The sequence below is a fragment of the Alteromonas sp. KC3 genome (genome assembly GCF_016756315.1).
Taxonomy (GTDB): domain Bacteria; phylum Pseudomonadota; class Gammaproteobacteria; order Enterobacterales; family Alteromonadaceae; genus Alteromonas.
The window spans coordinates 2607210-2631655 of sequence record NZ_AP024235.1 but is presented as its reverse complement, the minus strand read 5'-3'; the positions used below and the strand labels follow the sequence as shown (position 1 = coordinate 2631655).

19 protein-coding genes are annotated in these 24446 nt (G+C 45.1%); 13 read left to right on the top strand and 6 right to left on the bottom strand.

Annotated elements, in window-relative coordinates:
• Positions 1–1161 carry an ATP-binding cassette domain-containing protein gene (locus tag JN178_RS11790; RefSeq protein WP_202261741.1) on the top strand — a complete coding sequence of 387 codons (1161 nt, stop codon included), beginning with the start codon at positions 1–3 and terminating at the stop codon, positions 1159–1161.
• Positions 1162–1163: 2 nt separating this feature from the next.
• Here the strand turns inward: JN178_RS11790 and hemN are convergent, their stop codons facing one another.
• Positions 1164–2537: an oxygen-independent coproporphyrinogen III oxidase gene (gene hemN / locus JN178_RS11785; protein WP_202261740.1), complete on the bottom strand. Its 1374-nt coding sequence runs from the start codon at positions 2535–2537 to the stop codon at positions 1164–1166.
• Between the two features lie 88 nt (positions 2538–2625).
• Here hemN and JN178_RS11780 point away from each other — a divergent pair, with 88 nt between their 5' ends.
• The 3 genes from JN178_RS11780 to JN178_RS11770 all read left to right on the top strand — a co-directional run bounded on the left by JN178_RS11780 (position 2626) and on the right by JN178_RS11770 (position 5241).
• Positions 2626–3405 (top strand): SGNH/GDSL hydrolase family protein, encoded by a 780-nt coding sequence (locus JN178_RS11780; RefSeq protein ID WP_202261739.1) that lies wholly within the window; start codon positions 2626–2628, stop codon positions 3403–3405.
• A gap of 193 nt (positions 3406–3598) precedes the next feature.
• On the top strand, positions 3599–4237 hold the full coding sequence (locus JN178_RS11775; RefSeq protein ID WP_202261738.1) for a DsbA family oxidoreductase: 639 nt from the start codon (positions 3599–3601) through the stop codon (positions 4235–4237).
• 17 nt (positions 4238–4254) lie between these two features.
• Positions 4255–5241 (top strand): XdhC family protein, encoded by a 987-nt coding sequence (locus JN178_RS11770; protein ID WP_202261737.1) that lies wholly within the window; start codon positions 4255–4257, stop codon positions 5239–5241.
• A 29-nt stretch (positions 5242–5270) separates the two neighbouring features.
• Here the strand turns inward: JN178_RS11770 and JN178_RS11765 are convergent, their stop codons facing one another.
• On the bottom strand, positions 5271–7823 hold the full coding sequence (locus tag JN178_RS11765) for a TonB-dependent receptor (RefSeq protein ID WP_202261736.1): 2553 nt from the start codon (positions 7821–7823) through the stop codon (positions 5271–5273).
• A gap of 328 nt (positions 7824–8151) precedes the next feature.
• Here JN178_RS11765 and JN178_RS11760 point away from each other — a divergent pair, with 328 nt between their 5' ends.
• The 4 genes from JN178_RS11760 to JN178_RS11745 are packed head-to-tail and all read left to right on the top strand — an operon-like array spanning position 8152 to position 12158.
• Complete coding sequence (locus tag JN178_RS11760; protein WP_202261735.1) at positions 8152–8838, top strand: histidine phosphatase family protein; 687 nt, start codon at positions 8152–8154, stop codon at positions 8836–8838.
• Between the two features lie 11 nt (positions 8839–8849).
• Complete coding sequence (locus JN178_RS11755; protein ID WP_202261734.1) at positions 8850–10070, top strand: acyl-CoA dehydrogenase family protein; 1221 nt, start codon at positions 8850–8852, stop codon at positions 10068–10070.
• Positions 10071–10079: 9 nt separating this feature from the next.
• Positions 10080–11138 carry a phosphotransferase family protein gene (locus tag JN178_RS11750; protein WP_202261733.1) on the top strand — a complete coding sequence of 353 codons (1059 nt, stop codon included), beginning with the start codon at positions 10080–10082 and terminating at the stop codon, positions 11136–11138.
• Positions 11139–11183: 45 nt separating this feature from the next.
• A complete protein-coding gene (locus JN178_RS11745; protein WP_159625957.1) occupies positions 11184–12158 on the top strand; it encodes an NADPH:quinone oxidoreductase family protein in 975 nt (324 codons plus the stop codon).
• 123 nt (positions 12159–12281) lie between these two features.
• On the opposite strand, the gene JN178_RS11740 is transcribed toward JN178_RS11745, so the two are convergent.
• Entirely contained in the window at positions 12282–13709 is a 1428-nt protein-coding gene (locus JN178_RS11740) for an alpha-amylase family protein (RefSeq protein ID WP_202261732.1), read from the bottom strand.
• Positions 13710–13983: 274 nt separating this feature from the next.
• Here JN178_RS11740 and JN178_RS20270 point away from each other — a divergent pair, with 274 nt between their 5' ends.
• Positions 13984–15750: a methyl-accepting chemotaxis protein gene (locus JN178_RS20270; RefSeq protein ID WP_202261731.1), complete on the top strand. Its 1767-nt coding sequence runs from the start codon at positions 13984–13986 to the stop codon at positions 15748–15750.
• A gap of 99 nt (positions 15751–15849) precedes the next feature.
• Here JN178_RS20270 and JN178_RS11730 read toward each other — a convergent pair whose 3' ends face one another.
• From JN178_RS11730 to JN178_RS11720, 3 genes are all read right to left on the bottom strand, one after another.
• Positions 15850–16116: a hypothetical protein gene (locus JN178_RS11730; RefSeq protein WP_202261730.1), complete on the bottom strand. Its 267-nt coding sequence runs from the start codon at positions 16114–16116 to the stop codon at positions 15850–15852.
• Positions 16117–16279: 163 nt separating this feature from the next.
• A complete protein-coding gene (locus JN178_RS11725; protein ID WP_202261729.1) occupies positions 16280–17044 on the bottom strand; it encodes an SDR family NAD(P)-dependent oxidoreductase in 765 nt (254 codons plus the stop codon).
• Between the two features lie 10 nt (positions 17045–17054).
• Positions 17055–17969 carry a haloalkane dehalogenase gene (locus tag JN178_RS11720; RefSeq protein WP_202261728.1) on the bottom strand — a complete coding sequence of 305 codons (915 nt, stop codon included), beginning with the start codon at positions 17967–17969 and terminating at the stop codon, positions 17055–17057.
• A 244-nt stretch (positions 17970–18213) separates the two neighbouring features.
• Between JN178_RS11720 and JN178_RS11715 the strand changes: the two genes are divergently transcribed.
• The 4 genes from JN178_RS11715 (at position 18214) to JN178_RS11700 (ending at position 24408) form a co-directional block, all read left to right on the top strand.
• Positions 18214–20334 carry a 3-hydroxyacyl-CoA dehydrogenase NAD-binding domain-containing protein gene (locus tag JN178_RS11715; RefSeq protein ID WP_202261727.1) on the top strand — a complete coding sequence of 707 codons (2121 nt, stop codon included), beginning with the start codon at positions 18214–18216 and terminating at the stop codon, positions 20332–20334.
• Positions 20335–20356: 22 nt separating this feature from the next.
• Positions 20357–21538 (top strand): acetyl-CoA C-acyltransferase, encoded by a 1182-nt coding sequence (locus JN178_RS11710; protein ID WP_202261726.1) that lies wholly within the window; start codon positions 20357–20359, stop codon positions 21536–21538.
• Between the two features lie 11 nt (positions 21539–21549).
• The gene (locus JN178_RS11705) at positions 21550–23349 is read left to right on the top strand and encodes an acyl-CoA dehydrogenase C-terminal domain-containing protein (RefSeq protein WP_202261725.1); all 1800 of its coding nucleotides are present in this window, start codon (positions 21550–21552) and stop codon (positions 23347–23349) included.
• A 150-nt stretch (positions 23350–23499) separates the two neighbouring features.
• Positions 23500–24408 (top strand): alpha/beta fold hydrolase, encoded by a 909-nt coding sequence (locus JN178_RS11700; RefSeq protein WP_202261724.1) that lies wholly within the window; start codon positions 23500–23502, stop codon positions 24406–24408.
• Positions 24409–24446 lie beyond the last annotated feature (38 nt).

The window sequence follows — 24446 nt, the reverse complement described above, 5'->3', positions numbered from 1 at the left end:
ATGGAATTTTCCGTAACACTACCTTCGCGAATTACTGCAGACGTCTCGTTTAATGAAACGGTACGTTTTGTTGGTATTACAGGACCCTCTGGCGCAGGAAAAAGTAGCTTGTTGCGCGCGCTAGCAGGTGTTGAGCCAAAGTCTGATGTTGTCGTAGATTGGGGCGGGCGTACTAGCAAAATAGGTATAGTATTCCAGCAGCCCATGCTGTTTCCCCACGTTAATGTTAGGGGGAATTTTGCGTTGGCAACGCGCTACGCCTCAGATAATGCTATGCAGATAACTGAAGCGCTAAAGGGTTGTTGTTGTGAGCATTTAATTGACAAAGATGTGTCAACGCTATCTGGTGGGGAAGCGCAACGAGTGGCCATAGCCCGCGCGCTTGTTAATGGGCCTGATGTCTTGTTGCTAGATGAATCGTTAAGTGCCATCGATGTCAATACTCGCCGGAAAATCTATCGTTTCCTTAAATCGCTTTGCGACAAGCAAGACTTGATCTGTATGGTCATTTCTCACGACCTCGATGATTTGGCCCTGTTTAGTGACGAAATGCTCTATGTTGCCGACGGTGCAATTGCTGCTCAAGGTAATATAAACGCGCTAATTGAACACAATGTGTCAAAAGGCGAAGTCGAGAGTTCTACTGCGATGTTATGTGGGGTGCTGGCCGACGACCTCTGTGATAATGCTACAAACGGCGCGTTTGATACTGGTATTGTAGGCGTTGAACTGGGTGACACAGTAGTTTACGTATGTCGCGACAATATTGCGCCTGGAAATGCGCTTGATCACCGAGAGAAGCCTAGTGACAAAAAGTGGCCCAGTGACAAAAGGTGGGTTCGTTTTGCTGTTAAAGCCTGCGATGTGAGTGTTGATACTAATACGCAGGCAATCGACAAAAACACGACTTCCAGTATACTCAATGCGCTTAAATGCACTATCACCGCTATAACAGAAACGCCAAATGCTGAAGCGCCAAACGAAAGTGCAATGAAAAAGGGGAAGGTACTACTTACCTTGGCTATTGACGAAAATAGCCACCCCACTTCATATAACAGCGACGTGACTCAGTTTATTTATGCAAGTATTAGCGTAATGTCTTTGAAGCGCCTAAATTTAGCTGTGGGCACGCAGGTAATCGCACGCTTTAAACTGGCTTAGTATCAAATAGCCTTAGAATACCGCGTCAGCACAGCATCTGTATTCAAATAAGCATCGAAGCGCGCGCAAATCGCACGTATGTAAATGCGAGCATGCTCGGGCACATAAATACATTCACTGCCTAATTCAATGAGTCCGTCTTTTTCTAAGGGTAATAGGTTTTCCAATGCATCAGCAAAATAGTTATCAAAACTAATTGCATATTTGTCTTCGACAGCGCGCTTATTTAAAACAAGATTACACATTAAGCTTGAGATAATATCGCGGCGAATCAGGTCGTCTAGACTCAGTGTTAACCCTATGGTGGCAGCTGGTAGGTTAGCCTCTAACCGTTCATAATATTCTTTTAATGCTTTGGGGTTTTGGGCAAACGCATTACCTATTGTACTTATTGACGATACACCTAGACCAAGTAAATCGCTACCACCGTGGGTAGTGTATCCTTGAAAGTTTCTGTGCAGCTCCCCTTTATTTTTGGCGATTGCCAGGGTGTCGCTCGACTTTGCAAAGTGGTCTAGTCCAATCATCTCATAGCCTACGCTTTTAAAGCTATCTACTGCAAAGTTGTACAGCTCTGCTTTCAGTTCTGCGCTTGGGAGTATTTCGTCGCCAAACTTGCGTTGAGCTGCAAAACGTTCTGGTAAGTGCGCGTAGCTAAACAGCGATATCCTATCTGGCTGCATGGCTTTAGTTGCCGCAATGGTGGTTTTAAAGGTATCGCGGGTTTGGTTGGGCAAACCGTAAATTAAGTCGAGGTTTATGGACTTAAAACCCAGTGTTCGTGCTTCAAAGACTAAATCGGCAATATGAGCAGTACTTTGCACACGATTGATTGTATGTTGTACTTTATAGTCAGTATCCTGCAAGCCAAAACTTAATCGCGTGTACCCGAGATTTTTAAGTGTTTTTAGATAAGCGGCGTCTACGTTTCTAGGATCTAATTCAATAGAGAGTTCCGCGTCAGCGGAAAAAGCATAATGCTTTTTCAATATGTACATCAAAAACGTATGTTGTGTCGCGCTTAGAAAACTGGGGGAGCCGCCGCCGAGGTGAAGTGCAACCACCTTTTTGTTGGCAGAAATTACCTGTTTTGCGACCATTTCTTTTTCTAAATAAGCCAGATAGTCGTCAGCTTTTTCATTATGGCGAGTGACTAACTTATTACAGCCACAGTAATAGCAAAGCGTTTTACAAAAAGGGATATGAACATACAAACTTAATTCATCTGTAGTGCTTGAGTCACTTGCAAGTGTCAAAAGGTCACTGTCGATGGGCTCAAATTTTAATGCGGTAGGATATGAAGTATACCGTGGCGCATGTTGAGCATATTTCGTAATAAAAGATTGAGTATTGTCTTTGTGTTGTAGTGTTGTCATCTTAGTAATCTTTTTGCACTTGGTAATAGGGTAGGCGAGGCACAGGGTCAAACCTGTGAATAGTGTATACAAATAATGGAGAGGGGCTTTGATCTACTTCAACGTTTTGGTGTTAAACGCATTCATTTTACTGCTGATGCCAATTCTTGGGATACAAGCGATATGGGTGAGAAAAAAGGCACTTCGTTTACCCGAACCTGAAGGACAGCGTGAGTATGATTTTAACACTGACTTGCTGCACTGTACTGACTCAATGGCCAAGAGAACGTTAATGATTGTGGGCGATTCCGCAGCAGCCGGCGTAGGCGCAAAATCTCAAGATGAAGCGCTCAGTGGCCGTATTTCACATCTAGCGCCCAAAGGGCTGCTTTCACGAGTGTCATTACACGCAACCACTGGGCTAACCAGTGGCGATGTCGTTAATTTGTTAACACAGATTCCAGCAAAGTCTTATTGCACAGCACTGGTGTCAATGGGCGTAAATGATGTGACTAAATTTGTCTCTTTAAACGCGTGGCGAATAAACATAGAAAGTATGGCATCGTTGCTTAAGCACAAGTTCAATTGCCAAAATATTATTTTCACCGCTTTACCGCCGATGCATTTGTTTCCAGTTATTCCGCAACCTCTGCGCACAATATTAGGGATTCGTGCCTACCTTTTTAACAAAGTGTTACAACGCTATATTGCGAAAAGTGATAGCGCACAAATTTTGCGTATCAACATAATGGAACAAGGCTCGACAGCAAGGTCGATGAAAGACAGTGGGGTGATGGCAGAAGACGGCTTCCATCCATCGAGTAAAGGTTACGCCGTTTGGGCAAATCAAGTGGTGCAGTTGATGATTAAAGATGAAAGTGGGGCGTAAAAGTAAATAAGGGTAAATTTGCCCCGTACTTTGTACTATTTGTCGCTGAATGCCTCGAAACACTTGAAGTTTCTTTTTGTAACCTTATGTTGTGATGTAGTACAGTTTGCGATGTTTAGCTTTTTCTAAAGCTGAGCAAACGCGGTGAATTCATACCACGTATAATGCGTTGGTTTCCAATAAGTGAGTGAGCATGCAAAAAGTAACGGTTAATATGGTGTCGGATGTGGTGTGCCCATGGTGTATCGTGGGTTATGAACGTCTGCAAAAGGCCATAAAACTTGTCGACGGCATAGAAGTAGACATCAAGTTTCATCCCTTTGAGTTAAACCCCAATATGGACCAAGCAGGGCAAAACTTGCGTGAACACATAATGGAAAAGTACGGCATCAGTGAGCAGCAAAGCGCAGACAACAGAGCAAGGTTAGTGCAAGCGGGTGAAGCATTGGGCTTTGCATTTAACTTTTCTGACGACAGTCGAATGCAAAACACGTTTAAAGCGCATCAACTTATTCATTTTGCGGCATCGCTAGGCGCCGAAGAGGCGATGAAACTGCGCTTGTTTAAAGCGTATTTTACCGAGGGTAAAAATATTAACGATATTGATGTGTTGGTTGAAGAAGCTACTCAAGTTGGGATAGAACCAGCCAGCGCACGAGAAGTATTAATGTTAGAACAGTATGCACAACAAGTGCGACAAGAAGAGAATTTGTGGCTTCAACGCGGTGTGCAGAGCGTACCTACATTTGTTATTGGCAATCAAGGTGTAGCTGGCGCGCAAGAACCTGAAACGCTTGCTGCGTTTATTAAACAAGCGGCAAACGCACAGTAATATTTGACAGGGCGTGTATGAGTAATCACATAAATCACTTACTTAACCAGTGGGCTGCGCTTAAAGACAAGCATAAATGGGTGTTGGGCTTTATCTATAAAACAGAGGGCTCTTGCTATCGCAAAGCGGGCGCTATGATGTTATTTAGTGACGCTGGCCATCAGTTAGGCATACTAAGCGGCGGCTGCTTGGAAAGTGATATTGTAAAAAAAGCTCACCGTGTAATGACTGATGGCGTTAGCCGAACAGCAGTTTATGACGATGAAGATGAAGAGGATATTGCTTTTAAGCTTGGCGTTGGTTGCGGCGGTGTGGTCTATCTAGCACTTGTTCCGCTTAACGCATCAAATGGCTATCTTGCCTTGGATGAGGTTAATAAACGACTTTGTGCTGGTCTGCATTGTCAATGGCAAACGAATGTAGCGGGCACTAAAGGCGTATGTATTGCCTTTGAACAAGACGACGAATTGCCAAGTAAAGCGGTGTTGAATGACGAACACGTGTTGAGTGTGCCTATGCAACCGCCTGTTCACTTGTTAGTTATTGGTGGTGGGTATGACGCTACATTTATGGCACAACTTGCTAATCATCAAGGTTGGCTAGTGAGCTTATGGGATCCAAGGCCAGCACAGGCGCGAGTGGAACACTTCCCAACTGTGAACTATCTCATCGACGATACCAGTGCAGAGGGCTTGTCATTACATATGGCTGAGCACAATATTCAGGCCGCAGTGCTTATGTCGCATCACAGAGAAGTTGATGCTAAAGCACTCAAAGTATTGAGTGGGCATCAACTTACTTATGTGGCTATGCTCGGACCATTACACAGAAAACAAGAGATAATTGATCTCGCCGAGATAGAAAATACGGATTTTTGTCACCATTTCGCCAGCCCAGCAGGCTTTGATATTGGTGGTGAACTGCCCGAGCATATAGCGCTGTCGGTAGTGTCCCAATGCCATGCTGTGTTTCATGGTAAACCAGCGAATTTAATGAAGTCGTAAATGTGCCAACACCATTTCAGAAAGCGCGTTTAAAAGCGCTTTCTGAACGTGACACCAACACTTTTAGGTGCACCCGGATAAGCCATTATTTTTCCTGTTTGCACAGGCACATCAAATCCGCTTCTGGCGACATACTCTTCGTCAAACACGTTTCGTGCCCACGCAATAATTTCACTATCCCATTGTGGAATTTGCATGCTTAATCGAGCATTGAACAACCCATAAGAACCCGCATATTTGTATGGATCATTGGCATCGTCTAAAAACACATCGCCCGTATATTGATAATCAACACTTGCTACGAACAGTAAACTGTCATAGGAAAAATGGTGATTTAGCATAATGGCCAATGTATTTTCAGGTTCAAAACCCACGCGGTCGCCTTTGCGAGAACAGAAAGGAGCACTAGGGGTTTGACGACCCGGATCATCGATTTCAGTATGCCATGTATAAGCCACCCAACATGTACCTTTTTCAAATTCATCAAACCGTGCGAGGGTACGTGCCGCATTAATATGAAGCTCTGTATCGCTTGTAATAAGCCACGTAGTCTCAACTTCAAGACCTTTTATTACAATATCCCCCGCGTTTTGCAGATTAAAGCCACTCCCTGTGAACGTTGTCGCTTGAAAATCACTAATGCGCGTGTAGTGAGCGGCTGCATTTATGCGCAGACCATACTGCGGAAAATCGTGTTTTATGCCTATTTCAACACTACGCGATTTTTCCGCATCAAATAACGGGTCGAGCGATGGCAAAATACGGTCTGTATTTGTACCTCCCGCTTTGTAACCTGTCGCCACGCTTGTGTAGGTGAGTATGTTCTCATAAGGCGTGTAAGCAAGTTTGAGCGTACCGGTTAATTGATCATCTTCTATACGCGCATCCAGTGCAGGTCGAGGTAGCACCGCTGCAGATCCCAAAAAGAAATACCCCCATCCGGCTTGCTGAAAAGGTTCAATAGTTGATAATGCGTCGCTAGACGGTATGTTACCACTCAAGAGTGCGTTACCAATTGCGTCAAGGCCCTGTATTGCTAATGGTACGTTAGGCCACAGAGCAGGGTCTTGTGGTAGCCCATTTATTTCAGGGCCTTGCTCAAAGTACTCGCCGTCAATGCGCTTTTCTTCGTGCGTGAAGCGAAGCCCGGTAGTGAGTGTAAATTCATCTGTAATTGTCCAGTCTGTTTGGGCGAATAAAGCAATGCTATCTTGCTCTTGGTCAGCATTATGCCTAAATGCAGTATTCGCAGGTGCAGGCATAGCTGCTGGCGCAATTAAGCCACCACTTAAGTTACTTAATTGATTGATAGCGTTAGCTAAAGGTAATAGTTCGTTGCCAACAGCATTAAAAAATGATGGGAAATCACTTTGGGTTGTAGTGTCGAAGGTGAGGTCGAGGTTTTGTGTAAAATAGTATGCGCCTAGTATTGCTTGTAAAGCATCACTTTTAAAATGTAATCGCAATTCTTGAGAAAATGATTGCTGCCTTGCATCATTCGTCGCGGTAAGTAAGTCGGCGTTAGAAAAATCAGTATCAACGGTATCTAGGCTATCAAAAGCCCGATAGGCAGAAATACTGACAACATCCCATTTTTCATCTAACTCAACATCAACTTGCAATGAAATGCCTTTGTCTTCCATTTTAGATAAAGGCGTTTGCGATAACGATGTTTTATAGTCAAAGAATTGGTTCTTACTGTAAATCGTTGCGTTAAACGGTGGTTGAGATAATAGGGCATCGGTGCCAAATTTGCCTGTGACATCGTTTGCTTGAAGGTTATTTTGATAAGTAAGCGCACCACAGCACCGCTCGTCTAACTCTCCATAATCAGCAATTAGCCGCATACTAATAGTGTTGCTAGGGGTATAAAGCACTTGGGCTTTAATAGCTGAACGGTTGCGATTATTGAGCGGTTGGCCAGATACCTCTTCTTGGATAAAACCGTCACTTTGGGTAGTAAAGCCTGAGAAACGCAGCGCCAACACATCGTCGACCAACGAAAACGACGAGGCAGCACTTAGTCTTAGCAAATCATCATTACCCAACATGACTTCCGCAAAGCCGTTGTGCCCATCATGGCTTGGAGCAACAGAGGTTACTGTCATAGCACCAGCAGCTGTGTTCTTGCCAAAGAGGGTGCCTTGTGGTCCCCTCAGTATCTCTACCGCACTTATGTCAACTAAGTCATTTATTAACGCATTTTGTCTTGAACGATACACCCCATCTACATAAAGTCCGACAGACGATTCAAAGCCGAAATTCTGTGCCGATGTTCCAATGCCGCGTATAGAGAAACCAGAATTAGTCACACTTTGGCTTTGAAAAGCGGCAAATGCTGGAACGTAATTTTGCAAGTCAAAAATGTCCCGAGATGCTGTTTGTACTAGGTCCTCGTTTGAGAGTGCGGTAACGGCCACGGGAATAGCTTGTAGATTTTGTGGCGTTTTCTGCGCTTGAACTACTATGCGTTCAAGCGTAGCGGTTTCATCGATATTTTGTTGTTGAGCTGCACTTGGTAGTGAGAGTAAGCAGCATGAAAGCGTGCCAAATATTACTGTAGGGTGAGTCGATAACTTCATTGTTTTTCTTTTTAATTTGCATAACCGTTCACGCCTTAGATTCGCGACCGAGTACGCCTTTTCCATAAGTAAAATCGTGGGAATTTCACGAAAACCAGTTTGTGTGCGCAGTAAATATACATTAGGCGCTATCCTTATTGCACGAATTTGACGCAAACATGTCAAATTTTGTACGTATCGTGTCGAATACAACAACAAGTAACCGATGAATCGCGACTTTCATAGTTTCACATGATGCACACCTATTCAAAATATCAATTAAACTTATATTTCAACTTTCCTTAGTATGGTTTTATTACTTAACAAATTGATAACATCAGGGCGTTGAATGACAGATATCTATTTGGTGCGCCACGGCCAAGCCTCTTTTGGAAAAGAAAATTACGACAAACTCAGTGAGTTAGGCGCTCAGCAAGCGCACTGGCTTGGCGACTATTTCAAACACCGTGACGTTACTTTTGATGCGGTGTTCATGGGGGACATGGTTCGCCATCAAGAAACAAAAGAGGGGATAGCTGCAGGTATTGCTTCTGATTCTCATAAACTGCCAGAAGCAATCGTAAATAGTGGGTTGAATGAATTTAATTTTCAAGCAGTTGCAAAGGCATACTTGCATCGCTTTCCTGACGAAAAAGTGCCAGAAGGGGCTTCGTCTTCTGAATATTACCGTTTACTAAAAAAAGCAATGCTAGCGTGGTCTCAGGATGCCCTAGAACATGCCCACCTTGATGAAACATGGAAAGCATTTGAGCAGCGGGTAAGTAACGTATTAGGCGCACTTCAGCAGTTGGATGCGAAGCGTATATTGGTTGTCAGTTCCGGTGGCGCTATTGCCATGATGTTAAAACAAATATTGGGCTACAGCGATGCGAAAGTCGTTGATATGAATTTGCAGATCCGCAACGCCAGCTTTTCACAATGCTTCGCTAATCCGCGAGGTATACATCTAAATAACTTCAACAGTGTACCTCACTTAGATGTGATAGACAGGTTACACGCCATTACCTATAGCTAAATGGGGCCGTTATGAATTTTGAATACAACGAAAAGACACAAGCGCTCTTAGACAAATTGAGAGCTTTCATGGAGCAGGAAGTATATCCCATCGAAAAGGAATATATTCATGCGGTAGAGAATGCCAGTGGCGAAGCGCGCTGGAAAACACCTGAAATGATGCAAACGCTAAAGCAAAAAGCGAAAGATGCAGGGTTATGGAATTTATTCTTACCTGAAGAGTATAAGCCGTATGGCGCGGGTTTAACCAATGCTGAGTATGCGCCACTGTGTGAAGAAATGGGGCGTGTGTTGTTTAGTTCAGAAATTTTCAACTGTAGTGCACCAGATACCGGCAATATGGAAGTGCTTGCAAAATATGGTAGCGATGCACACAAAAAGCAGTGGCTAGAGCCTTTATTAAACGGCGAGATACGTTCAGCGTTTGCAATGACCGAGCCTGCTGTTGCGTCAAGCGATGCAACGAATATTGAAACGTCAATAAAGCGTGATGGTGATGAATACGTTATCAACGGGCGTAAATGGTATACCAGTGGTGCAATGAATGAGAACTGCAAAATCATGGTGGTGATGGGTAAAACTGACTTCGATGCACCCCGCCATCAACAGCAGTCGCAAATATTAGTCCCTATGGATACAAAAGGCGTGACCATTGTGCGACCTATGTCTGCAATGGGATATTACGACGAGCCAATCGGGCACGCAGAAGTGCTGTTTGAAGATGTACGCGTGCCTGCTGAAAATCTACTGTTAGGTGAAGGTCGCGGTTTTGAGATTGCGCAGGGTCGTTTAGGACCGGGTCGTATTCATCACTGTATGCGTCTTATTGGCTGTGCACAACGCGCGCTTGATATGGCGTGTGAACGTGTTGAAAAACGCGTTGCCTTTGGTAAACCATTAAGCAAGCAGCAGTCTGTAAGAGAAAGCATTGCCAAAATGTATTGTGACATTGAGCAAGCAAGGCTACTTACGTTAAAAGCGGCAGATAAAATGGACCGCTATGGCAACAAGATATCTCGCGACTTAATTGCAGCCATTAAAATTGTTGCGCCCACCATGGCCTGCAATGTTATTGATGAAGCTATTCAAATGCACGGTGCAGCAGGTACAAGTCAGGACTTTGTATTATCGGCGATGTACGCCTATGCTCGTACCATAAAGCTGGCAGATGGCCCTGACCAAGTGCATATGATGCAGTTAGGCCGTAACCTGATTGCAGAAAAGAACGCATAAGGAGAAGGTGTGTCTAAGGAAACCGCAAAAGCGGCGCATGCCATTGATTTATCTGCGCTGAACGAATACTTATCAACGGCGTGCCCAGAGGTGGGGCACGCTACAGCCGCCGACAAGTTTGCTGGCGGCCAGTCAAACCCAACGTTTAAACTTACGACCGACAAGGGCGTGTTTGTTTTACGCCGTCAGCCGCCGGGCAAGCTGCTTAAGTCTGCCCATGCGGTTGACAGAGAGTTTCGTGTTATTAACGCGCTGCAGGGAAGTGATGTCCCCGTACCTAAAGCGTATCACTTGTGCGAAGACACCAATGTAATAGGCAGTATGTTTTATATTATGGCCTTTGTTGATGGGGCCATTTATTGGAATAGTGCGCTGCCGGAAATTGAATCAACACAGACGCGCACAGCAATGTACGATGAAATGAACCGGGTGTTGGCAGCACTGCACAGTGTTGATATTGAAAAGGCGGGTCTGTCAGATTACGGCAAGCCGGGAAGCTACTTTGAGCGTCAGTTAAGTCGTTGGACTAAGCAATATCGCGCTTCAGAACTTGAGCATATCGAAGAGATTGAATCGCTTATTACCTATCTAGAGAACAACTTGCCACAAGACGATGGTCAGGTGTCGTTGGTACATGGCGATTTCCGTCTAGACAATATGATGTTTGACATGAGCGATGCACTTCACCCGCATGTTGTTGCCGTACTCGACTGGGAGCTTTCTACGTTGGGTCACCCCTATGCCGACCTTGCTTATCAATGTATGCAGCTACGCTTGCCCAGTGATATTGCTCATGCCGCTGGGCTAGGTGGGTTAGACAGGGCTGCGTTAGGCATTCCAAGCGAAAAGGCGTATATCGAAAGTTATTGCCAGCGAAGAGGTATCGTTGGCATTGAAAATTGGACGTTTTATCTTGCCTTTAGCTTTTTCCGTTTAGCGGCTATTTTGCAGGGCGTGGTAAAGCGCGCCCATGACGGAAATGCATCGAGTGAAAAGGCAATGCAATTAGGTGCAATGGTGCGCCCACTGGCGCAAATAGCGAATCAAACCATACATCAAGATGCATAACAGAATATGAGCGCAATTAGCGCATTAAATTTGTAGGGAGAAAACATGAAAGCAATCGTATGTGAAGCCTTTGGCCCAATTGATGAACTTCAATGTAAAGATGTACCTGATCCGGTAGTTAAGAAAGGCCATGTTGTTGTTAACGTGCAAGCGGCAGGTGTTAACTTTCCCGATGGCCTTTTGGTACAAGGCTTGTATCAAATGCAGCCTGACTTCCCGTTTATACCCGGCAACGAAGTAGCCGGTACCATCGCTGAAGTAGGTGAAGGCGTCTCACATTTAGCAGAAGGGCAGCGAGTCATCGCGTTATCCAATCTAGGAGGATACGCACAAAAAGCATTAATTCCTGCCACACACGTAATGCCGTTACCCGATCCCATTGATGTTACTGAGGGCGCGGCGCTAGTTACTGCCCATGCAACTGCGCACCACGCGTTAAAGCAAAGAGCCAAGCTTCAGCCAGGCGAAACCTTAGTAGTTACTGGTGCCGCTGGTGGCACGGGTCTGGCTGCGGTGCAAATTGGCAAAATTATGGGAGCCAAGGTTATCGCGGTGTGTTCAACAGAAGAAAAGTTGGCTTTGGCGAAAGAACACGGCGCAGATATCCTAATTAACTACAAAGAGAAAGACTTAAAAGAGACGCTTAAGGAAGTGACTGGCGGTAAAGGTGCTGATGTGGTGTATGAGTGTGTGGGCGGTGACACGTTCCATGCATGTAGCCGCAGTATGGCATGGGAAGGACGTTTACTTGTTGTAGGCTTTGCTGGTGGCGAAATACCTAAATTCCCTGTCAACCTAGCGCTAGTAAAAGGTTATTCGGTAATGGGTGTTTTTTGGGGTTCATTCACTCAGCACGACCCAAAAGGGTTTGCTGACAATATGAAAGAACTGCTGACATGGTACGTGCAGGGCAAAGTGAAAGTTGTCGTTGACGAAGCCCTACCTCTTGAACAGGCCACAAAAGCCATGGCAAAAGTCATGAACCGCGAAGTGAAAGGCAAGATGGTGATATTGCCGTAGAAAGAGCACCTTAGAAAGAGCACCGTAGAAACAGTGCCCTAAAACGCTGAGCAAGTGTGAAAAACAAGAAAGCCCGATGTGAATAATTTCCATCGGGCTTTTTTCTGCTGAGCTCAGCGTGAGTTATTCCATAAGCCACATGCGCGCACTGCGTCCGGGAACATAAAACTTGTGCCATTGGCTTGTAATGGTTTGTACGTCATTGCTTAACGTGTCACGGTAGTTTCTGTACCACCAAAGGTTATCGGTCGCCGTGTTAACCCATACGTCTTGTCCACTGCCGCATTTATTAATGCCTACCACACCTTTGTGATCGCGCTTGAACAAGATTAGACAGTCATTGTAATTAATGACCTGCATACCGCTTCCCTGTGTTCCATTATGAAACTTGATCATGCCTTTAATATCATCACGCTCATACAAATCGACCCAGCGGTTATCACCACTTTCATTGTTGTCAGAGTACATCAGAGGCACACCGCCATTTCGACCAAGCACGTACGCATTGGCAAGAAACTCATCGGTTGGATCCATTAATTGATAACGAAAACCATCGTTTAAGGGAATGTCATGGGTAATGCTAAAAGTAATGGCTTTATCACCCGCGAGAGCCTGTCCGTATGCGCCAGGGTCGACCAGTGAATTCATAGAACCGCCGAAACTAAAAGCATTCCTGATTTGTGCAAACAACGGAAAGTCGTACGCAGAGTGTCCAGTGTCAGATAGGTAGGGGGCAAGAAAGTTATCGTATTCGCTACTGCCAGCACCACCTGTTGTTATTATTTCGCCAAAAACATGGACGCCGTTTTTGATAGTGCTGTCGAATACGGCATTAATGTGATAATTCGTCATGTGTTTTGCGGCGTCGACACGAAAACCAGTGACGCCCATATTTTTTAGCATCTGCAAATAAGCCTTCTGCTGACTTACTACCCAGTTGTTTGGGTCTAAATCAGGTAGACCTGGATCAGGTGGGGCGCCGCAAAGACGGTTGTATTGTACATCGCCTACGTCACTGTAATTACTGATACATTTGGGGCCACCTTGGTCGAATGTGCCGTGAAAGTCACCCCCACCAAACAGGCCATTACTTACGTCACCAAATAAGGTAATGCTATCATAGTATGTCTCGTTGGCAGCATATTGGGCCAGCACTTCACTACCAGGGTAGTTTAAATCTGAACGTTTCCACGCTTCATTTGCCATATGGTTAAATACAATGTCAGCGTATGTTTCGACGCCAACTGCTTTTAGCGCATTGACCATATCGCGAAAATCATCCGTGTCACCCAATGGGTTGTCGATAACGCGGTAGTCTTGTGGCTGATACCGTGCCCACCATTGATCGCCTGTCGATTTATAAGCCGGTGAGACTAGAACTTTTTTATAGCCTAAATCAGCAATTTCTTGGGCTCTTGCGGCAACGTCATCATATTGCCAGTTAAAGGCGTGCAAAATGACATCTGCACTGCTTTGGAAACTAAGGGTACTTAATAGCAAACTGGCGGCAAGCGCACTTGGTGAGCATGTTTTGATACGTTCAATGTTCATTGATGTGTCCTGTTGAAGTAAAAATTACATCAACATAATGTTTACATTCTGTTTTCAAATTTGAAACGCAGTGCATACGTATTCAATAAAATTAGTAAGCGTATATGCAAAAAGGATGAAGAAAAATGAAGTGAAAGTTTTCGGCGGCATGCGTTTGATGAATTTTAGTCTAATCTCATGATTTTTTTTAGGGTATTCATGTCAATGTTGCTATACCTATAGGTTGAAGCGTTAAAAACGAGTGTTGTAATAAGTCTCTAAACCGAGGTGTAGAATGTTCTCACTACTAAAGCGAAAAAACGAATCGGGCTTTAACTCTGATAGGGCGTTAACTCAGGCAATTAATCGCTCTCAAGCAGTAATTGAGTTTACTGCACAGGGCGATATCGTTAATGCAAATAAGAACTTTCTTGACGCTATGGGATATACACTTGCAGACATAAAGGGCAAACATCACAGAATGTTTGTCGAACTCAGTGAACAATCATCATCGTCGTACGCTGAGTTTTGGCAAGAGCTCTCCAAGGGCGAATTTAGGGAAGGCGAGTTCTGTCGGCTTGATAAAAATGGCAAGTCAGTTTGGCTTCGCGCTACGTACAATCCCATATATGACAAAGATGGCCACGTAATTGGGGTGGTAAAATTCGCTATTGATATCACCAAAGAAAAAGAATTAAGTATTGAGGCCCAAGGAATGGTAGACGCCATCAATGAGTCTCAGGCTGTTATAACACTTGATACCGCCGGTCACATTTTAAATGCAAATAGAAACTTTCTGGATGTCATGGGGTACCGACTTGATGAAATCGTCGGTAAACACCATTCGATGTTTGTTTCTGAAGAAACACGTAAAAGCGATGATTATGCTGATTTTTGGAAAAAACTACGTTCTGGCGAGTTCCAACAGGCTCAATATCTCCGGTATGGTAAAAACAACAAAATTGTGTGGGTTGAAGCGGTCTATAACCCAGTAAGAGATGCACAAGGGAAGGTTTACAAAGTTATAAAAATTGCTAGCGATATTACGGCTCAGGTTCTAAAAAATAAAGAGTTTGAAGTACTCTCTTTAGTGGCAAATAACACCGACAATTCGGTGATCATTGCAGATAAAGACGGAGCAATTGAGTATGTTAATAACGGCTTCACGCAATTGACTGGCTACAGTTCAGAAGAAGCCATGGGGAAAAAGCCTGGCGCTTTATTACAAGGAAAGCACACATCAAAAGAGACAGTTCAGCGCATTTCGCGCAAGCTCAAAGAGAAAAAAAGATTATACGAAGAGATTCTTAATTACGATAAACAGGGTCACTCTTATTGGGTAAGTCTAGTTATCAATCCCATTTTAGATAAATCGGGCAATGTCGCTCGTTTTGTGTCGATACAATCGAATATCGATAAAGTTAAAAAGCGATCTCTGGAAGACTCTGTGCGACTAAACGCTATTAATCAAGGTAATGTGGTTATGGAGTTTAACGCGAATGGTCAACTTGAACTTGTCAACGAACTAGCAAAGAAAGCGTTTAAAACGGATAGTGTTGAGCACATAAGTGAGCTGTTTGGCTCCCTATTTCACAAGCTAAGTGAAAACGAGATAAATGGTGTCTCTCAAGGTGAGGTCATTGAGAAGGAAATGCGATGTACGCTTCACCAAGGTGACGGGGAACTGCGTTTATCTATGCACATTACAGGTATACGAGACGACGATGGGGCACTCAAAAAATTTATCGCCTATGGCAGTGACGTCACACAGAGAAATGCAGTAATCGCTGACACGCACACTGCAATGTCTCAGGTACTCGATAGAATCAATAGCATAATCCAATCCATCAATGGCATTTCCGATCAAACTAATTTATTGGCTCTTAATGCTGCAATTGAGTCTGCAAGAGCGGGTGAAGCAGGAAGAGGGTTTGCTGTTGTCGCTGACGAAGTTCGCACGTTAGCGGGTAGGACGACCGATTCTGCAAAAGAGATCAGTGATATGATTGTCGAAACAAAAGAGTACGTAGAGCGATTGTCAGCTTTTATGTCAAATGATTAGAGAAGACTCTGTGCGTCTATTTCACAATGCCCGTTCGCGTACCAAACTCTGCCCGCCCAAGAGATAAGCCATGATTTAGCAAGGCGTGTAAAGCTACAATTATTGAGCCGCTGTTTGCTCGTTAGGAAGCATCGAGTGAACAAGACGAACGGTATTGCCTGTGCTCGAAAGTGATAATTGAGAATTGCGCTTGGAAACTACCAAAGAAGACATTCTGTCGTTACGTGCTTTTTTGATAGTGTGCTTTGATTTCAATGTTTTGACGTCGCTATTGTGTTTAACTTCTTCAGCAATAACACCGGTTGGAGCGACCGCCAGCCCGAATGAGCACACCAATGCATAAAAAAGTGGTTTTGCGTTTTTCATGCCGTTCACCTCATAATGCTTGTGTTAGAGAAGTTAAGATGATTGAGGCGGTTGCACTCGCCTCGTTCATCGGTTTTGTTTGTTCCTGCTCATTACACCGAATGTAACCTGTGAACAAAACATGCCATCTCATACAAGGGTATGAAGGTTTATACCTTTAGAGTTACCAGGCTGTCACACCGCCGTCGACAGCGATGGTTTGACCATTCATGTAGCTGTTTCCAGGGGATAAAAGCAGCATCATTGTATTGACGATTTCCTGTGGTTCACCCAATCGCTTCATTGGGCTTCCTTGTCCTAATTGCTCTCTCGCCTCGGGCGTATTATAGCCGTCCACGTTTAAAATGTTGGTAGGGCTATAGAATGGGCAGATTGCATTCACGCGCACGTTTTTCCTGCCGTATTCCACAGCCGCTGTGCGAGTTATTCCCGACACAGCATGTTTTGCTGCAGCGTAAGCGCCACCCTTAGGTGCACCGCCTAACCCTGCGAGTGAACTAACGTTGAGAATGTGACCTTGTTTTTGTGCCAGCATCACGGGTACTTGATACTTCATGCCGAACATAACACCTTTTACGTTTACCGCAAATTGCGTATCCATTATCTCTTCTGTCATTTGGTGCACGGGAGCAGGGTTGTGGGCAATACCTGCATTATTTACCGCAATATCCAAGCGGCCGAAGGTATCCATTGCCAGTTCGACGAGTTTTTGATTGAGTGCTTCGCTAGCAATATTACCTGCAAGCGATACGACGTCAGTAAGGCTACTAACGTCATTTTTTGTTGCTTCTAGGGCTGATTCATTGATATCGGTAATCACAAGCTTAGCCCCACGATTGGCAAGACCAAGTGACAAAAGTCGTCCGAAGCCGCTTCCTGCCCCCGTTATTAATACTACATTGCCGGTAAAATCTAAAAGTGCATCCATTGGTCAGTTCCTATAAATTATGCGTGTCTCTAATGAAATGTTTAAGCAATTCGGCCAGCTCTTCGCCTTTATCTTCTTGAATAAAATGGCCACCGCCTTTGATAGTGACATGCTCAATGCCTTGGCAGCCGGGAATGAGTTTTTGGAAAATGCGGTCTCCTCCTGCAGTTACAGGGTCGCTATCCCCAAAAGCAGTCATAAAGGGCGCGCCAAATTGCTTCAAACTTTCCCATGCGTTTCTGTTTGCCTGCGCTTCAGGGTTGTCAGAGCTCGCTGGAACCAACAGAGGGAAGATGCGTGCTCCTGCTTTGTACTCTTCGTCAGGAAAGGGCGCATCGTAAGCATCCAGTGTCTGTTGCGATAACTCAGTAACGGTGGCGCCTTGTATAATGCTTGATGTCGGGAATACCGGGACGTCTTGGGAAAAGCGGCGCCATTTAATGAAAGCATCGCTTGGTGTTTGATCCCCTGTAGGGAGGCCCGTGTTTGATACCATAACGCCGGCAAAACGTTCGGGCATATCTGCCACAAGTCGAAGGCCAAGCAGTCCCCCCCAGTCTTGGCAAAACAAAGTAACAGAACCTTTTACAACCTGATTGAACCACTCTTTTACCCAAATAACATGACGCGCGTACGTATAGTCCTCTCGTCTTGTAGGCTTGTCAGAGCGTCCAAATCCAATGAGGTCGGGGACCAATACATTAAATCCTGCGTCAGCCAAAACCGGCATCATCTTTCGGTACAAATAGGCCCAAGTGGGCTCTCCATGCATAAGTAAAATAGTATGACCGTCTTCGGGGCCAGCTTGGTAGTAAGCCATGGCAATCTCACTACTCACCGTATCTGTCACATGAACATATTGAGGCGAATAGGGGAAATCAACGATTTTGGAAAAAGCACTTTCAGGCGTTTTTAACACTTGCATAGCAAAATGTCCTTTGTAAGCAAAATGTAAATATTTGTATGGTTCAGTTAACAAAAACACTGGTTGGATTGGGTGTCAAATATTCGTTAGCCGAGGGAGGGCGCAGTGTTCAAGTGAAAATGAGGTGTTGAAAGGCTTTGCGGTCAATATTAAATATTGTGATAAATGTCTATAACACCAATAAACTTGGATGATTGACAACACTGCAATAACATCCGATTAACGTGATAAACAGGACATGGTTATGACACAGACGGAAAATCAAGCAGTGGCGTACAGCGTACAAGAAGGCGTAGCTACGCTGATGATGCAAAGCGCGCCAGTTAATGCCTTATCTCGCGCACTACGCGTTGGTCTTATTGACGGAATTGAGCAAGCGCTAAACGATGATAGCGTTAGCGCTATTGTGATTTCTTCATCATTACCCATTTTTTCAGGCGGGGCCGATATCAGTGAATTCTCTGGCGGTGATCTATCGCCCATGCTCCCCGAAGTGTTAGATAAAATTGAAAACGCGACAAAGCCTGTTGTAGCTGTTCTTCCCGGGCCTGCGTTTGGTGGCGGCTTAGAAGTGGCATTAGCGTGTCATCACCGCATTACGTTTGCTGAAAACAAAGTGGGTTTACCCGAAGTTAACCTAGGTATTTTACCTGGTGCGGGTGGAACACAGCGTTTACCACGACTGGCTGATGCACAAACGGCGCTTACCATGATCGCAAGTGGTAAGCCGACGTCGGTACTAAAGCTACCAAACGTTTTTGATAAGATTTCAGACAAACCAGAACACTTGCTTGAAGACACCAAAGCATATTTAGCGTCGTTAACGCCAAGTAATGCCATTAAGCGCACCTGCGATATCACACTGTCTATGACCGATGAGGTTCAAGCGGTTTTTGACGCTGTCACAGCGCAAACGAAAAAAGCAGCAAGAGGCTTTTTTGCACCTCTGAAATGCATTGAAGCTGTGCATGGTGCTTACACGCTAGATTTCGATGCTGGCCTGAAAAATGAAGGTAAGCTTTTTATGGAGTGTATGAATACTCCACAAGCACGTGCTCAACAACATTTCTTCTTCGCCGAGCGCGCCGCAGGTCACGTCAGTGATTTCGACAAATCAACGCCTGAACGTAGTATCGAGAAAGTCGCTATTATCGGTGCAGGAACCATGGGCGGTGGTATCGCCATGAATTTTGCCAACGCTGGCATTCCTGTCACTATGCTGGAGCTAAAAGAAGAGGCGCTTGAGAAAGGCTTGGCGCTAATTCGCAAAAATTACGAAAACTCAGCTAAGAAAGGAAAACTAACGCAAGAACAAGTAGAAGCGCGTATGTCGCTTCTGACAGGGACTACATCGTATGACGATCTTGCTGATGTGGATTTGGTCATTGAAGCTGTGTTTGAAAAGATGGAAGTGAAAAAAACAGTCTTCTCAACGCTAGACAAGGTATGTAAACCGGGCGCGATTTTAGCGTCGAATACATCAACGCTCGATATCGATGAGATTGCCACGGCGATATCACGCCCTGAGGATGTCATTGGCTTGCACTTCTTCTCACCTGCAAACGTCATGCGCTTGCTTGAAGTGGTAAAAGCAGACAAGACGTCACCTGAAGTCATCAAGACATGCATGAAAATGGCGAAGCGAATTAAGAAAGTCGCAGTACTCGTTGGCGTATGCTTTGGCTTTGTCGGTAACCGTATGATTGAGCCATACGGCCGCGAGGCAAACAGATTACTACTTGAAGGTGCAACGCCAGAGCAGGTTGACAGAGTTCTCACTGAATTTGGCATGCCAATGGGGCCATTCACCATGGGTGATATGGCAGGCTTAGATATTGGTTACTATGTGCGCCAGTCTAGACAAGAGCACATTGCTCACGACCCTGCCTATGGCGCGGTAGCAGACCGCCTTGTTGAGAAAGGGCGTAATGGTCTTAAAACGGGGCGTGGTGCATATAACTACGAGCCTGGCAGCCGTGTACCCATACCTGATCCTGAAGTACTTGAAATTGCTAAGCATGAAGCTGAGCGATTAGGAGTAGTTCAGCGCAAAGACATTAGCGACGAAGAGATTTTGGTGCGCGTAATGTACTCACTTATTAACGAAGGTGCAGCCATTCTTGAGGAAGGTATTGCCGCTAAATCAAGTGATATTGACGTGATTTATGTGTATGGCTATGGCTTCCCAGTGTACCGCGGTGGCCCAATGCAATATGCCGACGAAGTGGGGTTGGGCACCATTTTAGACAAGCTGACGACTTATCGTGATCAGCTTGGAGACTACGGCAAAATGTGGTTAGAGCCGAGTGAGTTATTGGTGAAACTGGCGCAAGACGGCGGCAGCTTTAAACATTATAAAAAATAAGCTAACGAAAAGGATAAACCCTATGCGTGATGCAGTTATTGTAAGTACCGCTAGAACGCCAATTGGCCGCGCTTATAAAGGCGCACTAAATAATTTACCAGCCCCATCTTTGGGTGGTCATGCGATTGAGCATGCCGTTGCACGTGCCGGTGTTGACCCAGCAAGTATTGATGACGTCATCATGGGCGCCGCGCTAACGCAAGGTAGTGGCGGCATGAACATCGGTCGTCTTGCGGGACTTGCTGGTGGTTTACCAGTCACTGTGGCGGGTATGACGCTAGATAGACAATGCAGTTCAGGTATGTACGCTATTGCCACCGCAGCGAATGCCATAAGAACCGGCGACACCAACATTATGGTTGCTGGCGGTTTAGATTCAATCTCGCTTGTTCAAAACAAAAACATGAATATGTTTCGCGCGGTAGACCCAGCTTTGGTGGCTAAGCATAAAGATATTTACATGCCTATGCTTCAAACTGCTGAGGTAGTCGGCAAGCGCTACAACATTAGCCGTGATGTGCAAGACGAATATGGATACCAAAGCCAGATGCGCACAGCAGCCGCGCAACAAGCAGGCAAGTTCGATGATGAAATTGTGCCTATTACTGCCGTACAAGCTGTATTCAACAAAGAGACCGGCGAAACTAGTGAGCGCGAAGTAACCCTATCAAAAGACGAGGGTAACCGCCCCGAAACTACCTTGGAAGGGCTAAAAGGCCTTAACCCAGTAATTGAGGGTGGTTGCATTACCGCGGGCAATGCAAGTCAACTCTCTGATGGCGCAAGCGCTACGGTAATCATGGACGAGCAATCAGCCGCGAAGGGCAGTGTGCAACCACTTGGTATTTATCGCGGTATTGCGGTAGCAGGTTGTGAGCCAGATGAAATGGGCATTGGCCCAGTGTTCGCTATTCCTAAATTATTAAAACAACATGGATTGACCATGGACGATATTGGTCTGTGGGAACTCAATGAAGCGTTTGCAGTACAGGTATTGTACTGTCGCGATAAGTTGGGCATTCCAGATGAATTATTAAACGTAAACGGCGGGGCTATTTCAATTGGTCACCCCTATGGCATGAGCGGTGCTCGTATGGTGGGTCATGCACTCATCGAAGGTAAACGACGCGGTGCGAAATATGTAGTTTGCACCATGTGTATCGGCGGCGGTATGGGCGCTGCTGGTCTATTTGAAGTTATATAGTAGGTATTAGTATGGAAGGTTATAAAGCGCCTCAACGTGACGCTATGTTCGTTACGCATGAGTTACTAGATTATCAAAGTCACTATCAAAAACTGGGCTTCGATGAAGCCTCTGAAGACTTAGTGACAGCAATTTTCGCAGAAGCCGCTAAGTTTTCTGAGAATACCTTAGCGCCAATTAACGCCTCTGGTGATGAAGAAGGCTGTAAGTGGGTAGATGGCGAAGTCACCACGCCCAAAGGCTTTAAAGAAGCATACCAGACGTACGTGGAAGGCGGCTGGCCTAGCATGTCTCATCCTGAAGACTTCGGTGGTCAGGCGCTCCCTTACTCGCTCTCGTCAATAATCGCTGAATGGTTCTCGGGTGCTAACCACTCGTGGGCAATGTATCCGGGCCTCAGCCAAGGTTGTATGGAAACGTTGAAAGCGCACGGTACTGAGCTTCAACAAAATATGTTTCTACCCAAGCTAATTAGCGGAGAGTGGACAGGTACAATGTGCTTAACTGAATCGCACTGTGGTTCAGACCTAGGTATGTTGAAATGCCGTGCAGAGCCTCAGGAAGATGGCAGCTATAGCCTAACCGGTACAAAGATTTTCATCTCTGCCGGTGAACACGATATGTCAGATAACATCGTCCACATTGTGCTTGCGCGTTTACCTGATGCGCCAGAAGGCACAAAAGGCATTTCCTTGTTTGTTGTACCTAAGTTTAACGTAAGTGAAGACGGCGAGAAGCAAGACAGAAATGCAGTAGCGTGCGGCAGCATTGAACACAAAATGGGTATCAAAGCGAGCGCGACGTGTGTAATCAATTTCGACGGCGCAAAAGGTTACTTGATTGGTCCCCCAAACCGTGGTCTTAACTGCATGTTCACGTTTATGAATACTGCGCGTATCGGAACTGGCCTTGAAGGTTTGGCTGCGTCAGAAGCATCTTTCCAAGGTGCCCTGCGCTATGCAAAAGATCGCATTCAGTTTCGCTCACTAACAGGTCGTAAAAATCCAGAAGGTCCGGCTGACCCTATTATCGTTCATCCTGACGTGCGCCGTATGCTTCTAACGCAAAAGGCGTTTGCAGAAGGTAACCGAGCGCTTGCGGCATATTGCATGAAGCTTGTCGATGTAACGCTTTATGGTGATGATGCAGCAGAAAAACAGCACGCGGAAGCAAAGCTTGCATTCCTGACGCCTATTGTTAAAGCGTTTTTGACTGAGACTGCGCAAGAGTCAACCAGCTATGGTATGCAGGTGTATGGTGGTCACGGCTTTATTAAAGAGTGGGGCATGGAACAACTTGCTCGCGATACGCGTATTTGTACTATGTATGAGGGCACAACAGGTATCCAGGCTGTTGATTTGCTTGGCCGCAAGGTAATGGGTTCTAACGGCGAGTTGCTTAACGTGTTTGTACAAGAAGTGCGTGATTATTGTAATTCACTTCGCGACAACGCGCAGTTTAGCGCTTGGACGAATGCATTGAGTTCTCATCTTGATGAGTGGCAACAGATAACAATGGATATCGGTAAGGCCGCCGCGTCTAACCCAGATGAAATTGGTGCAGCGTCTGTTGATTATCTGATGTACTCTGGCTACGTGACAGTGGCATACTTCTGGCTGAAAATGGCAGTTAAAGCGCAAGAGCAGCTTGATGCAGGAAGCACAGAAACTGAGTTCTATAAGAGCAAAATTTTGACAACAGGTTTTTATTTCGACCGCTTATTAACTCGCACTCGTTCACTTGTATCTGCAATGCAATCAGGTGCTGACAACCTTATGTCTATGCCAGAGAGTATGTTTGCAATTGAGTAATTGCCAATTACACAAATAACGCACTTGTGTGTATAAGCGCGTGAATAAGCCGGGCTGCTGACGATGTTTTGTCTTAAGCGCTCGGCTTTTTTTGTATCTTGAATTTACTTGTTTCTGTAGTACGGAAACATTTATATGGGAAAGCGGCATATGGAAAAGCGAAAATTATACGATCATTTCTTAGAAGTTCAGGGCCATAGTATTCATTATCTCAGTAATACCTATGAAAATGCTGTCGACACTGAAAGTACGCGCCCCTTATTAGTTTTTTTACATGGCTTCCCCGAAAACGCACATGCTTGGGAGGAGCTTATTGCGCATCTTCCTAAGCGTTTCGATGTCGTTGCACCAGATTTACCTGGTTACTACAAATCTGAACCACTTTCCTCCATAGAAGACTATAGCGTTCCCATGCTGCTAACGCGCATTGCTGCTTTCGTTGAATTAGTTGGGCGTAAAAGACAAGTTGTGCTTGTAGGTCATGACTGGGGCGGCGCCATTGCATGGCCTTTAGCCGCTTTTCATTCACAGTTGTTTTCGAAACTTATCATTATGAATGCCGCACACCCTTCTACATTTACATCACTTTTAAAAACAAGTAGAACGCAGCGACTAAAAAGTCAGTATATACAACAACTTATTGCTGATGATGCTCATGAAACGCTAGTGCAGTCAGATTTTTCGTTGTTACGAAACATGCTAGGCGATGCCTTGTTTTCAAGCGACAAACGCTATGCTGATACATTGTTATCTGGCTGGAAAAACAGCGATACGTTAAGAGCAATGCTCAATTACTACAAAAATATGCCGCAAGCTATTCCATCAACTGATGCTGATGACAATGAGCTTGCTGCTTTACGTGTTCCGAATATTAGGATTGTGATACCGACGCTGGTGTTGTGGGGCAAAAACGACGACGCATTCGATATAAGCATTCTTGATGGTTTACCCAACTATGTGGAAGAACTTACTGTTCACCAACACAATGAAGCAACGCATTGGATCCATCGGGAGCAGGCACAGTGGGCTGCAGGTCATATTAATAAATTTGTTGTTTAGAGAAATGTACAAAGAAGGGGCGAGAAAGCTAGAAAAGG

Bases quoted from the DNA above. Each gene is read 5' to 3' on its own strand.
- JN178_RS11790 (WP_202261741.1), top strand. From the start codon at position 1: ATGGAATTTTCCGTAACACTACCTTCGCGAATTACTGCAGACGTCTCG.
- hemN (WP_202261740.1), bottom strand. From the start codon at position 2,537: ATGACAACACTACAACACAAAGACAATACTCAATCTTTTATTACGAAA.
- JN178_RS11775 (WP_202261738.1), top strand. From the start codon at position 3,599: ATGCAAAAAGTAACGGTTAATATGGTGTCGGATGTGGTGTGCCCATGG.
- JN178_RS11770 (WP_202261737.1), top strand. From the start codon at position 4,255: ATGAGTAATCACATAAATCACTTACTTAACCAGTGGGCTGCGCTTAAA.
- JN178_RS11765 (WP_202261736.1), bottom strand. From the start codon at position 7,823: ATGAAGTTATCGACTCACCCTACAGTAATATTTGGCACGCTTTCATGC.
- JN178_RS11760 (WP_202261735.1), top strand. From the start codon at position 8,152: ATGACAGATATCTATTTGGTGCGCCACGGCCAAGCCTCTTTTGGAAAA.
- JN178_RS11755 (WP_202261734.1), top strand. From the start codon at position 8,850: ATGAATTTTGAATACAACGAAAAGACACAAGCGCTCTTAGACAAATTG.
- JN178_RS11745 (WP_159625957.1), top strand. From the start codon at position 11,184: ATGAAAGCAATCGTATGTGAAGCCTTTGGCCCAATTGATGAACTTCAA.
- JN178_RS11740 (WP_202261732.1), bottom strand. From the start codon at position 13,709: ATGAACATTGAACGTATCAAAACATGCTCACCAAGTGCGCTTGCCGCC.
- JN178_RS20270 (WP_202261731.1), top strand. From the start codon at position 13,984: ATGTTCTCACTACTAAAGCGAAAAAACGAATCGGGCTTTAACTCTGAT.
- JN178_RS11730 (WP_202261730.1), bottom strand. From the start codon at position 16,116: ATGAAAAACGCAAAACCACTTTTTTATGCATTGGTGTGCTCATTCGGG.
- JN178_RS11725 (WP_202261729.1), bottom strand. From the start codon at position 17,044: ATGGATGCACTTTTAGATTTTACCGGCAATGTAGTATTAATAACGGGG.
- JN178_RS11720 (WP_202261728.1), bottom strand. From the start codon at position 17,969: ATGCAAGTGTTAAAAACGCCTGAAAGTGCTTTTTCCAAAATCGTTGAT.
- JN178_RS11715 (WP_202261727.1), top strand. From the start codon at position 18,214: ATGACACAGACGGAAAATCAAGCAGTGGCGTACAGCGTACAAGAAGGC.
- JN178_RS11710 (WP_202261726.1), top strand. From the start codon at position 20,357: ATGCGTGATGCAGTTATTGTAAGTACCGCTAGAACGCCAATTGGCCGC.
- JN178_RS11705 (WP_202261725.1), top strand. From the start codon at position 21,550: ATGGAAGGTTATAAAGCGCCTCAACGTGACGCTATGTTCGTTACGCAT.
- JN178_RS11700 (WP_202261724.1), top strand. From the start codon at position 23,500: ATGGAAAAGCGAAAATTATACGATCATTTCTTAGAAGTTCAGGGCCAT.